The sequence below is a fragment of the Paenibacillus taichungensis genome (assembly GCF_050994985.1).
In the GTDB taxonomy this organism is placed as follows: Bacteria; Bacillota; Bacilli; order Paenibacillales; family Paenibacillaceae; genus Paenibacillus; species Paenibacillus taichungensis.
Map to the genome: position 1 here is coordinate 1,944,704 of NZ_CP194720.1, position 12,617 is coordinate 1,957,320.

The window sequence follows — 12,617 nt, forward strand, 5'->3', positions numbered from 1 at the left end:
TTCGGTCAGGAGGATTGATGACGGAAGTCTTGCGGTGTCAGTCCAAAATGCTCTTTGAACAATTTGATGAAGTACTGCGGCTTATGGTATCCGATTGCCGTCGCAACATCGCTAACCTTAATTTCTGGCTGCTCGATAAGGATTTCCCGCGCGCGTTGCATGCGCACTTTGTACAAATACTCGCTAATATTCTCGCTTGTCTTGCTTTTGAATAGAGCAGACAGATACGCAGGATGCAGGCCGACGTGATCCGCTGCTGTCTGCAGTGTGGCGTCCGCGAGATGCAGGGTGATGAACTGGTGAACCTTAAGGATGAGCGCTACTTGCTCATTGTTCCATTCGCTTTTGGTCATCTCCCGCAATCGCTCGAGCGTGAGTACTATCCAATCCTGAAGCTGGTACATATGGCGGAAACGGTTGGCTTCAGTGGCCTTGTCCAGCTCTGGAGGGATGATCTCAAGCAGGCTGAGTCCGTTTTTGTGGGCAAAAAAGCTGAAGGCACCCATCGCGTGATAATAGAGCTCAAGTAGCGTTTCCCGTGAATCCATTCGTTTATTTGTCACCTCAAGGAAAATGGCGTCCCACTTGGCAGAGATCGCCTCCCACTGGTAAATTTCGAACAACTGGATCATCGTGGGTGACTCGTAAAGGCTATGGACGCGGTAGGGCTTTTCTGGCACTAAGGCGTCCTGCAGGCGGATTAAGAGGTCCGTCTCACCGCCAAGATGGCGGGTGAGTATAGCCAGTGAGTCCTGGTAGGTCTCACGCAGGCCATAAGCCATGACCTGCCAGTGGCTCACGACGATTGAAATGCTGCTTTTGAGAAAGTGTCTGACGTGCTGCTGTAACCTGGCCGCCAAATGTTCGAGGGATCGCTGTCGATTAAGCTCCGGTTCCTTCTCTCGCGCTAGCCATGACTCTTCCCGTACTTTGAGAACGAAGACTTCATGCTCGTACGCATCACGCCCGTGCCAGACATGAAACAATTCCGAGAAAGTTTCCTCAGCGATATTCACGATGGCCGAGGAGAGCAGGGACTGGTCCTTCCAGTTCAACTCCTCTGCAGACGATTCAATGCGGAGGAGGCATATTGCAGTTTCGTCGCTCGGACAGAACGGCAACCGATAATAAGCCATTTTTTCTTCGAGCAGTTTGGAAGGAAGCTTCCTACCTTGAAGAAGATCAATTAGCAACTTTTCTCGAAAAAATGGCATATGTTCGCTGAGCATGCTCATTGCCTTCACCTGTTTGCCCCGTTCGTCCCATTCCAGGCGGAGTGCTTCCGTGAGTTGGTGCAGCATGTCGGCCAGCTCCCTCTGGTCGACCGGTTTGAGCAGGTAACCATCCACCTGCTGTCTGATCGCCTCCTGTGCGTAGTCCCATTCGCCGTATCCGGACAACAGGATACTTTTGAAATGTTTGTCGTATTTTTTGATATGCTCGATCAGCTCCAGGCCGGAGATTCCGGGCATTCGGATATCGGTGATGATAATATCGACGGGATAGCTCTTGCAATGTTCGAGTGCCTCTTCACCAGAGAAAGCCTTGTGAACCTTGCCGATGCCGAGCGCTTCCCACGGCATGGTGCGTTCGAGACTGTCCACGAGATGAGCATGATCATCAACGATAAGTAGCTCATACATGCTTAAATCCCCCAGTCAGTTTTCGCTTGTTACGGATGGTGTATCTTCAATCTTTTTATTATCTGAGCAGAACTGTTCCTTTGTCAATTGAAGGTCGAAGACGTCAAAATCGTTGCTTTGCATCCGCTCATCTAGCTAAGCAGCCCTCGGGCGCCTGCGCCAATCAGGGCAAGTTTTATTTTTTCATGGAGATAATACCTCCTATTGGATTTTACGATACCAAGGCAGACGTGAGAGGGGCGAATCAACTTGAAGTTCGGTTGGCCCGTTGATGAGATTTCCATCCTCGTCCTGCCATTGACCTTCAGGAAAAACCACGTTTCTGGATGTCATTCCCTTGACGACGACTGGCGCAACGAGCAGATTCTGTCCGAGGAGAAACTGGTCATTTACGAGCTCGTATCCGCTGTCGGGATATTCGAACTCGAGGCTGCGAAGTATCGGTAAACCGTCTGCAGCGGCCTGGTGAGCAAGCGTAAGTAGCTCGGGGCCAAGCTCGGATCTTAGCCGTACGGCCTCAAGGCACCAGGTTAGCTCCTCACCTTTCAGCACGCGCCAGGGTGCCATGGAAAACTGCATCACAGGGAACAGTGCGGCGCACTGGGTGTACCGTACGAACAACTCGCTGTCAAAGTGAAATTCCGGGGAGTTGATATCGCCGTCCATACCTCCGCCGATCATATCGGGGCAATTAAATGCGTAGCCAAGCAGTCCCTGAGCAATCGCGTTGGGTATGAGTCCGCTGAGTCCAGTTGCGTCCCACGTATGTGTCTTGTCCCGCTGGCGCTGGATGAGCCCCTGGCCACCGAGCTTCCAGCACATCCGCAGCTCAACGAGCGAATAGCCAACTCCGAGATTGGCGTAAGCTTCGCAGTCTTCAAGCTGACGCAGGGGACGAGTCCATGCAACGGACTGGGTTGTGTCCGCTCCGCCCGGCAAGAACGGCTCGCCGGCGTCAAGCTTAAAACCATCAACACCGTAATCAGTGATTAGACGATCCATCTGCCGCTTGAACCAGGCCGCACCTTCCTTCTTCGTATAATCCACAACTGCGCTGTAACCATTCCACCAATGTCGGATGATTGGTGCGTTGTCCACGCCTGTTAGAAGCAGATCACCCGCCCGCAATTCCTTAAACATCGTGCAGTCCGCACTTACGTAGGGGCACATCCAGAGCATCACCTTGAACCCCATGCCGTGAAGCGTATCGATCATCTCCCGGGGATTCGGGAACCTGTGCTTGTCAAAGTCCCACATGCCATAATCCTTCATCCAATTGTCATCGATAATGAGGACGCCGGGCGGTAGCCCGTTCGCTAGAATCGATTCTGCATAACGGATAATTCTGTCCTGCGTCGGGTTATAGAACATCTCGACCCAGGTACAGTACTGCGGGGCTGTGAAGACCAGGGCGTCGGGCATTTGCTCGGAAGGAGGGAAGTGTGTGCCGGCAGCATGACGGTACGCGCCCTGCAGTGAGCTGTGTTCATCTTCCACGACGACTTCACCAGCGTTATCAAAGACGGAAAGTCCATTCTCGTCCACATGGAAAGCAAACGGCTCCTCGCTCCAAATATATCTGCCCTTATTGGAAAGCAGCAAAGGTGAGGCCTGATTGTCATCCGTTACACGCAAATCTCTTGTATATGCTGTCTGGCCAAACGGCATGGAGCTGCCATCGTTGATCACACCGCCCCACCAGTACTCTCCAGGCAACCGGGTGATTGAGATATTATTCATGGGAGAATTCTCCTTTGGAATTGCGGACAAAATCTTGTGGATGATTTGCCCCAATCGATTGAATTTAGGTACGGGTTTTATTATGCAGAGATCATCCGCAGTTGGGAAGGGGATCTTAAAAATGTGGTTTGAATCTTAAAATCTGGGCATTTAAACCGGATTTTTCCTGATTTATGATGAGAACGTCAAGAGCTCACGACGATCGACTGGCGGAAAAAACGCGCATTTTTTCCGTCTCCAGCTTTTGGAGCATGATTGCTGGACGTAAGAGTACAATCTTCATTTTCAAGAAAAGTCGAGGGGAGTATGACGATGAATATAAGAAAAAAAATGGCGGCAGGAATCGCCAGCTTACTGCTTGTCTCGTTGATGGCGGGCTGTAATAGTTCTAATGATGGGGGCGGGGCTACCGAGAGTGGTGCCCAGAAGAGCGTTACGATTTCTTATACAATCTGGGACAAAAACCAGCAGCCGGCGATGGAGGCGATCGCCGATGCGTTCACTGAGCAGCACCCGAATATCAAGGTGAAAGTTGATGCTATTCCTTGGGGCGAATATTGGACGAAGATGTCCGCCGCAGCGCCAGCGGGAATGCTGCCCGATGTATTTTGGATGCATGGCGGTCAGTTTATGAAGTACGCAGAATGCCAGTTCCTCGAGCCGATTACAGGTAAGGTGCAGGCCAATGAAATCGATCTGAACAACTACGCGTCCAACCTCGTCTCCATCTATACGATGAACGGGCAAAACTATGGTATTCCAAAGGACTTCGATACCATTGGTCTAGCCTACAACAAGGAGCTGTTTGATCAGGCGAACATTCCTTATCCAGACGACACATGGGATTATGCCAAGCTTGCTGAAGTCGCCAAACAGCTAAGTCAGCCAGACAAGGGTATTTACGGTTTTGGCGCAAAGCTGGACACCCAAGCAGGCTACTGGAACGACATGTTAGCGAACGGTGGTTTTATTTTAAATGACGACATGACCAAATCCGGCTACGACGAATTGGCTTCGATTGAGGCACTAAAGGCCCGTTACCAGATGATACTTGACAAGGCTTCACCGACGCACCAGCAGATGACCGACACGGATTCGGTCGAAATGTTCAAGTCCGGAAAGCTCGCGATGATTTTCGACGGGTCCTGGGATAACGGTAATCTGGCGAGTAGTGAAATTATCAAAGGAAAGTACGATTGGGCACCACTGCCGAAGGGGAAGGTCAAGCGCGGCAATATCATTAATGGCATCGGCAACGTCATGTCCACTAAGGGTAAGCACAAGGAGGAAGCATGGCAGTTCCTGAAGTTCCTCGGCTCCAAGGAGGCCGCTGATATCACGGCCGAGATGGGTGCCGCGATTCCGGCGTTTAATAACACGCAAGACGCATGGGTGAAGAACAATCCCGATTTGAACCTGCAGATATTCATTGATCAGGCGGCGGACGCGACTCCGTACCCGAGTGGTTCAAAATCGTACCCAGTCTGGTTCTCGAAAGAAGCAGAAATCATGTCACAGGCCTGGGGTGGCGCCATTTCAATCGAAGAAGGCGCCAAGAAAGTGGCGGAAATGATGAATCAGGCGATTGAGGACGCAAAGTAAGCGCCCTACGTCAGGCAAAATTGTCGATGGTATTCCGGTTAACGGAATACCTATGGCACAAATGAGGTGAAGGCAATGCATTCGAAAAGCAGATATATATGGGCTTATATGATGATCGCTCCGACATTGATCGGAACGCTCGTTTTCTGGAGCTGGCCAGCAGTCTATTCCATCTATCTGAGCTTCCTGAAGTCCGAAAACTTCGGCCTTGTCAACCACTGGGTCGGTTGGGCCAACTACGAGAGATTATTTATGGACGAAGAGTTTTGGCAAAATCTACGTAATACGATACTTTATGTCGTGCTGTTTGTACCTACGACGATTATACTGTCGACGTTCTTCGCCGTACTGCTGAACGCGAAGATCAAGGGCCAGGCTGTCTACCGGGTCATTTATTTTCTACCGCAGGTTACGATGGCGGCCGCGGCTGCTATGGTGTGGGTCATTATTTTCGCTCAGGATTACGGACTACTAAACTCTGTACTCGGCACACACATCGCGTGGATCTCTGACAAGCGGTTCGCCATGTATGCTCTTGTCATGGTCGGTGTTTGGGGAGCGATTGGCTTTAACATGTTGCTGATCCTAGCTGGGCTTCAAGGCATTCCACGTACTCTGTATGAGGCGGCTGAGATTGATGGTGCTGTCGGTTTTCGCAAGTTTCGTTCTATAACGCTTCCGCTATTAACACCAACACTATTTTTTACGTCTATCGTGCTTGTGATCGGTGCCACACAAATTTTTGACAGTATCTATCTGATTATCGGTAAAACGAACGTTGCGCTACCGGCCGTTCGTTCCCTTATATACGCTTATTACCAAAATTCATTTATCTATTACGATCAGAACTATGGAGCAGCGATCGTCAACATTCTGCTGGTGATCAACCTGGTTTTGACGGGTATCCAATTCATGCTGCAAAAAAAATGGGTGATTTACGATTGAGGAGGTACAAAAGTGAGCAGAGTTGTCTCTTCGAAGCATAGAAGCAACCTTATTATTCATTTGGTTCTGATCGCTGGGGCAGCCGTCATGGTGCTTCCATTTCTCTGGATGATTCTTACGTCTCTCAAGACGACAACGGAGGCGACCCAGATTCCGATTACGATATTACCTGCCGAGCCGAGCTTGCGAGGTTATGTAGACGCCCTTAGGCAATCGGCCTTCTTGCATTATTATGCGAATACGCTGATGGCTGCGTTCATGAAGACGTTATTCCCTGTCGTCTTCAGTGCGATGGCTGCCTTTGCATTCGCACGCATTCGCTTTCCGGGTAGAGGGCTGTGTTTTTTTCTGATCATTTCGGTCATGATGATTCCCAACCCGGTGTTCTATACGCCGCAATATTTGATGATGAGCAAACTTGGCTTGGTGAATACGACGACTGCACTTTGGATCACTTCGCTCGTCAGCCCATTTGCGACTTTTTTGCTGCGCCAGTTTTTCCTCGGCATCTCCAAAGAATTGGAGGAGGCGGCAGTGCTCGACGGATGCAATCCGTTCCAAATCTTTCGCTACATCATGCTGCCCCTTGTCAAGTCAGCACTGGTTGCAGTCGTCATCATCCAACTGCTCTGGTCATGGAATGAACTACAGTGGCCACTTATCATCAACAGTTCACCGGAAAAATTAACGCTGTCGGCAGGCCTTGCCACACTTGTCTCCATGTTTGGTACGGATTATCCTGTATTGATGGCTGGTGCGTTCATGGCCGTTATTCCGATGCTCATACTGTTTTTCATTTTCCAACGGCGGTTCATCGAGGGTGTCGCCTTCAGTGCCAGTAAGGGATGATCTTTTTGAATTACACCGATTGTAATCTGTAAAAATGATTGAGCGTAACACCACGTTTACTAAACTTTCTGCATCAAGTAGAGACGAGTTGTATTCTCATTCATGCGTGGAGTTCCGAGCTGGAGAGGGGGTGAGTGGGACTGGCGAGCAAGTTCGTTGCCATATTTAATAGTTAATCTCATGCGAACAGGAGTGAACGATGCAATGTCGAATGCAAGGCTTGCAAGACTAGGATTGATGATGGTCGTCTTTTGTCTACTTGGCTCTATAATGTTTATAAACTTCAAGTCCAACCATGCATATGCGTCAGGGGAGTGGCAGGCCCAAACCTATGACCCAAACAAAGCGGGGCTGGAACTAAACCCACTGAAGGGCTTTTTACCCTTCTCCAAGCTTCCCTCGGAAAGTGTTGATCCGAACAACAGTTTTCCGCACAGCATGGAATGGTTCTACGTTTCGCTTCGTGACCTGATGACGGATTGGAACACATACAACTGGGCACCGCTGGATGCCTATCTTAATGATATCGCTAGTCGGGGCAACCAGGCGGCTTTCCGCGTTTACGTTGACTACCCGGGGCGTACAAGCGGTATTCCGCAGTTTCTAATTAACGGCGGGCTTATGACCCGGGATTATGATCAGAACGGCAACCACGATACATCTACCCACAGCCTTGCCCCAGACTGGAACGACGCAAATTTAAATCAGGCGTTGCGGCAGTTCGTCAGCGCACTTGGGACCCGCTATGATGGCGATCCTCGGATTGGCTTTCTGACGACAGGATTATACGGATTTTGGGGAGAGTGGCATACATGGCCCTATAATACCGACCCAACGAATTGGGAGATGAACCAGAGTAACCGTGATGGGTTGCTTTCGGCATTCAAGGGTGCATTCCAGAAGACCCAGGTACTGGCCAGGTACCCTTATTCGGCGAGTACAGCAGATTTGAAAAACGCTTTCGGCTACCATGATGATTCTTTTTCGTACGAAACGTTGTTCGCAAATGATTGGGGATTTTGGAATTTGATTACGCAAAACGGCCTGCAGGACATCTGGAAGACTCATCCGATTGGTGGCGAATTATATCCACCCCTCCAGCAGGATACGAGTTTTTGGCAGCACTGGCCCAACCAAAACGGTGAAGATTTCCAGACCTCAGTCGAAACGACACATGCCTCTTGGCTAATGAATGATCGTGTGTACAAAAATTCTTTACCTGACGAGACGGCTAAGCTTAATGCGCTGCGAGCTCATAAAATGCTTGGTTATACGCTGTACAATTCATCGGTGCAGCTGAGTGATTCATCGGCGTCCTCACTGCAAGTCAACGTCAAACTCCAGAACAAGGGCGTTGCTCCGTTATACTACAATTGGGAGGTTGAGTTCGGCGTACTGAATTCCTCTGACACATGGGTTAAGTCGCTTGGCACGAAATCATGGAATCTGAAAAGCATATTGCCTGGAGACACGGACTATTCTTTCTCATATAGTGCGAATCACAACCTTCCCGCCGGGGATTACAGGCTGGTCATGCGGATTGTCAATCCACTCACCGGCGGCAAAACCATTCGTTTTGCGAACACACGTCAGGATGCAAACCGAGACGGCTGGCTGACACTGTCCGGTTTCCACGTTTCTGCGAGTGCTACAACTTCTACTTTACTGGCTGACCCGCCCGTGACGCCAGTCACACCTCCGAATTCAGGTGTTAACGCCTATGAGGCAGAGGCAGTGGGAAACACGTTAGCAGGTTCAGCGGTAATTGCGAACTGCACGACTTGCTCAGGTGGTGCAAAGGTGGGTTATCTAGGCAACGGCAGCGGCACGCTGAAGTTCAATAATGTAACAGTGCCGTCAGCAGGTAACTACAAATTGACGATCCAGTACTTGAATGGTGAAGCAAGCCGCTCCGCCATATTAAGTGTGAATGGAGCGACTGGCACATCGCTCAACTTCCCAAGTTCCGGCGCTTGGACAACAGTGGCTTCTCAGGAGACGACAGTACATCTGCAGGCGGGGTCCAATACGTTGCTGTTCTCACAGCCGACGGGTTATGCCCCAGATATCGACCGCATCTTAGTGAATGTGAACCCTACCGGTTCGGGAGGGTAAAGAATGTCAGCCATCCCTTCCAGTCAGACAGTTAAGAGAATGACTCTTACTGTTGAGTGAAGTGCACCCCTTAGAATGGACATTGGAAAAACCCCTGGGTTTATCCGATGAAATTCTAGGGGGTGCATTTTTGTATGGCTAAAAAAGAGGCTTTTCGTCTACATATTGTTGAGAGGTGGACTTACCGTTTGTATGGACGTATTCAGATGTAAGCGTGTACACTATGTAAATATATATCATTCCGTTTTAAAAAAAATTGGGGGCTGGATATGAGGAAAACGTTATTTAATCGATTGCTGTTTTCTTATATGCCGATTTTTATTGTCGTGATCACGTTTACGTTTTTTGTTTTTTTTCAGATATTAAGCGAACAAAGCCGTAAGGAGGCACTTAACGCCAACAAAATGCTATCATTACAGGCGATGCGTCTGATCGATACTTCCCTGAAGGCGATAGACAATATGATAATGTCGGAAACCATAAATAATAAGCAGTTGATTGATTTCTTCAATAATGAAGAGAAGAATAACATTTTCATCAACATAAGCGCAGTTAAAAAAATGCAGGATATGATATCCTATTACCCCATGATTGATTCGATCTATTTTGTGCGTTACGAAGACAATTTCGTGCTCAGTAATGCGACAAGTGATCAACTTAGCAACTACAGGGACGAGCCATTTATTAAAAAGGCCATGGATCCGCTCTCACCAAAGCAATGGTCGGGCATAAGAAGCTTCGAGCAGTTTTCTACAAAAGGGAGTAAGCCTGTCGTTAGTTTGGTACGGGGAGCGCCATTTATTACAGGCAAGAAAGGCATGATCGTCGTCAATGTGGCAACTGATTCGTTGCAGAACAGTATTGCTGACCTATACGATTCAAAAACAAGCTTTATCGGTATTCGGGACGCCGCGGGAAATGATTTGTTTAGTGACTTGCATTCTGAAGAACAATCAAAGATTTTCTCCAATTATGTATCGAGCTATACCGGATGGTCCTACCAAAGCGGACTTATAAACGGAAAATTGTTCCATGTGATCTCTTCATTATATAATGTCTGGTTTATCATCGGTATCGTGACGATCGGGGGTGGTTTTGTATGGCTGCTCTATGTTACCAGACGCAATTCAAGACCGCTGGAACAGATTGTGGCGCGAATCCGCGGTTACCGTCTCCCTTTGTCCAAGGAATTGGGAGATGAATTTTCCTTCATCGAATCGGCCTTGTCCAATATTATTGAGCAATCGAATCAGTATCAGCAAAAGCACGATGAAGATCTGCATCTGCGAAAAAGGTACTTGTTCCACCAACTCATTGAAGGTGACATGGGTTTAACCCATGAGGAATGGATAGGAGAAACAAACAGTCTTCAGCTTCCATACTCGTTTAATAAACAAGTCGTACTTGTGATCGAAATGGATAAATACAGTGATTTTTGCTGCCAATACTCCCGCAGAGACCAAAATCTTCTTAAATTCGCGCTACGCAGTGTTATTCAGGAGCTTGCTCCAAAATATGGGCTCGTGCTTTGGTCCGAGTGGACTTCGCCATTTCAGCTAAGCGTCATGGTATTTGTGGACAGCGAAGAGGAAGCAGGTACTTCCATAACACACAAACTTTTTGAGAGCGTTCGTATGTGGGTGCAAGAAAATCTGAAGTTTACGGTAACGGTAGGTATCGGTGAGCAGGTTACAGAGCTTTCAAGCGTCGCAAATTCTTATAAAGAGGCACTCAGGGCGCTTAAATATAAAATAGTGTTAGGAGAAAACAGGCTCATTACTAGCGACCACATCGCAAATCACGGTCAGGTTGAGGTGTTCTCACAATTAAATGTAATTCGATCCATCATCCAGTCGTTCAGACTTCTTGAGGACGAATGGAAGACGAAATACGATAAGCTCATGAATGAAATGAAGCTAGGGTTGTTAACGAAAGATGAAATTACAAATCTGATGAATTATTTAATTTACTACTTGGGACTGGAAATCTCCGGGATGACAAAAGAGGTCCAAGAAATATGGATGCGAGACGGGTTACCGAGGCTCAGTAAGATCATAGATGAGTGCCATTCACTCGAGCAAATGCGGGAAGAATCTTTGACCGTGTTGAACAGCTTTTACACAGATTTGAAGGGAGCGCAAAACAGGCGTCTGCATGCAGCTACCATTCGAGATATGCGGAAAATGATCGAAGAGGAGTATGCCAATCCGAACATGTCGCTTGAATATCTCAGTTCAATCTTTAACATTAATGGAAAATATGTAAGCAAGCTGTTCAGGGAAGAGACCGGACAGAAATTCGTCGACTTCTTGATTGACATCCGCCTGCAGGCCGCAAAGCGCTTGCTCACGGAAACACAAGTTTCCATGCAGGAGGTAGCTGAGAAGGTAGGTTATACAAGCGCGATCTCATTCAGCCGTGTGTTTAAGAAAGTGGTAGGTTACTCCCCAAGCGAATTCCGCGAAGAAGCAGCGCGCAGACAGATCGGTTGAATTTGGTTAACTGGTTGAAAATGGTTTGCTACGCCTGCTTACCCAGCATTTTCATAATGTATTTCAATGCAGCAGCTCCGGCTAAACACCGGAGCTGCTGCGCATTTTCATGCCATGCGAAGACGGTTAAGTTAACGATTATTGTTTCTTGCTGCACCTCGTTATCTTACTTTACTATGTAGAATGTAAGCGCAAACAATTAGATCGAACGAAAGGAGAAGGGGCATATGTCAAGCATGCAAAAGAGAATCAGGAAACCCGAAACTTCAATGCAAGGCCAGCCACATGGACCTGTATTGCCTGACAGCAAATCATCATTACGCTTCATTGGGAAAAAAATGAAGCGTCACTGGCAGTTATACTTGGTCGTATTTCTGCCGTTGCTGTATTTGGTCATTTTCAAGTATATACCTATGACTGGCGTTGTTATTGCTTTCAAAGAGTACAACGTCATCCAAGGTATTTGGGGTAGCCCATGGGTCGGATTGAAATATTTCGAACAATTTTTTGAATCACCAAACTTTTGGCTGTATTTGAAGAACACGCTTGGCATTAATATGTACGGTTTGCTTGTTGGTTTTCCTGCTCCGATTCTATTGGCACTTGCATTAAATGAAATTCGTAACGGTTTTTTCAAAAGCAGTGTACAAATGATCACCTACGCGCCTTACTTTATTTCAACGGTTATCATGGTCTCCATTCTCATCGTAACTTTGTCGCCAAGTGTAGGGATTATTAGCAAGTTCACACAACTACTCGGGATTGAAAATACAAATTTCATGGGAATTCCCAGCTTGTTCAAATCGATTTATGTCTGGTCGGATGTATGGCAATTTTCAGGTTATGGTGCGATTATCTACATTGCAGCATTGGCAGGAGTCAACCCTGAACTGTATGAATCGGCAAAAGTGGATGGTGCGTCCCGGATGCAGAAAATTATCAATATTGATATACCTAGCCTTATTCCGGTATCCGTCATTCTGCTCATATTGAATTTAGGGAATTTCATGAAGGTTGGATTCGAAAAAGTATATTTGATGCAAAATCCACTAAACATCAGCACCTCAGAGGTCATTTCTACCTATGTGTACAAGGTAGGGCTGCTCAGCTCCAGCTTCAGCTTTTCGACTGCAATCGGTTTCTTCAACTCGATCATCAATCTGATTCTTCTTGTGAGTGTTAACTACATTGCCAAGAAGTTATCCAATTCGAGTTTATGGTAACAGCAAAT

The 12,617-nt window shown here is 47.7% G+C and carries 8 protein-coding genes; 6 read left to right on the forward strand and 2 right to left on the reverse strand.

All coding sequences use genetic code 11. From position 1 onward, the window contains the following. Positions 1-5: 5 nt before the first annotated feature. Together ACR1R9_RS09040 and ACR1R9_RS09045 are read right to left on the reverse strand one after the other, a co-directional pair. Positions 6-1,643 carry a response regulator transcription factor gene (locus ACR1R9_RS09040; RefSeq protein ID WP_433921286.1) on the reverse strand — a complete coding sequence of 546 codons (1,638 nt, stop codon included), beginning with the start codon at positions 1,641-1,643 and terminating at the stop codon, positions 6-8. 201 nt (positions 1,644-1,844) lie between these two features. Further along, positions 1,845-3,383: a glycoside hydrolase family 31 protein gene (locus ACR1R9_RS09045; RefSeq protein ID WP_433921285.1), complete on the reverse strand. Its 1,539-nt coding sequence runs from the start codon at positions 3,381-3,383 to the stop codon at positions 1,845-1,847. Positions 3,384-3,695: 312 nt separating this feature from the next. On the opposite strand from ACR1R9_RS09045, the gene ACR1R9_RS09050 reads away from it, so the two are divergent. The 6 genes from ACR1R9_RS09050 (at position 3,696) to ACR1R9_RS09075 (ending at position 12,609) form a co-directional block, all read left to right on the forward strand. Further along, on the forward strand, positions 3,696-4,985 hold the full coding sequence (locus ACR1R9_RS09050) for an ABC transporter substrate-binding protein (protein ID WP_433921284.1): 1,290 nt from the start codon (positions 3,696-3,698) through the stop codon (positions 4,983-4,985). Between the two features lie 108 nt (positions 4,986-5,093). Then, positions 5,094-5,930 (forward strand): carbohydrate ABC transporter permease, encoded by an 837-nt coding sequence (locus ACR1R9_RS09055; protein ID WP_433956431.1) that lies wholly within the window; start codon positions 5,094-5,096, stop codon positions 5,928-5,930. Positions 5,931-5,942: 12 nt separating this feature from the next. Further along, positions 5,943-6,779 (forward strand): carbohydrate ABC transporter permease, encoded by an 837-nt coding sequence (locus ACR1R9_RS09060; protein ID WP_063562739.1) that lies wholly within the window; start codon positions 5,943-5,945, stop codon positions 6,777-6,779. A gap of 270 nt (positions 6,780-7,049) precedes the next feature. Then, the gene (locus tag ACR1R9_RS09065; RefSeq protein WP_433921282.1) at positions 7,050-8,894 is read left to right on the forward strand and encodes a DUF4832 domain-containing protein; all 1,845 of its coding nucleotides are present in this window, start codon (positions 7,050-7,052) and stop codon (positions 8,892-8,894) included. A gap of 269 nt (positions 8,895-9,163) precedes the next feature. Next, positions 9,164-11,386 (forward strand): helix-turn-helix domain-containing protein, encoded by a 2,223-nt coding sequence (locus tag ACR1R9_RS09070; protein ID WP_433948790.1) that lies wholly within the window; start codon positions 9,164-9,166, stop codon positions 11,384-11,386. A gap of 236 nt (positions 11,387-11,622) precedes the next feature. Continuing rightward, positions 11,623-12,609 carry an ABC transporter permease gene (locus ACR1R9_RS09075; RefSeq protein ID WP_433923746.1) on the forward strand — a complete coding sequence of 329 codons (987 nt, stop codon included), beginning with the start codon at positions 11,623-11,625 and terminating at the stop codon, positions 12,607-12,609. Positions 12,610-12,617 lie beyond the last annotated feature (8 nt).

What these genes read in the sequence shown, in the direction of transcription:
- ACR1R9_RS09040 (WP_433921286.1), bottom strand. Translation starts at nt 1,643, where the DNA reads ATGTATGAGCTACTTATCGTTGATGATCATGCTCATCTCGTGGACAGT.
- ACR1R9_RS09045 (WP_433921285.1), bottom strand. Translation starts at nt 3,383, where the DNA reads ATGAATAATATCTCAATCACCCGGTTGCCTGGAGAGTACTGGTGGGGC.
- ACR1R9_RS09050 (WP_433921284.1), top strand. Translation starts at nt 3,696, where the DNA reads ATGAATATAAGAAAAAAAATGGCGGCAGGAATCGCCAGCTTACTGCTT.
- ACR1R9_RS09055 (WP_433956431.1), top strand. Translation starts at nt 5,094, where the DNA reads ATGATGATCGCTCCGACATTGATCGGAACGCTCGTTTTCTGGAGCTGG.
- ACR1R9_RS09065 (WP_433921282.1), top strand. Translation starts at nt 7,050, where the DNA reads ATGTTTATAAACTTCAAGTCCAACCATGCATATGCGTCAGGGGAGTGG.
- ACR1R9_RS09070 (WP_433948790.1), top strand. Translation starts at nt 9,164, where the DNA reads ATGAGGAAAACGTTATTTAATCGATTGCTGTTTTCTTATATGCCGATT.
- ACR1R9_RS09075 (WP_433923746.1), top strand. Translation starts at nt 11,623, where the DNA reads ATGCAAAAGAGAATCAGGAAACCCGAAACTTCAATGCAAGGCCAGCCA.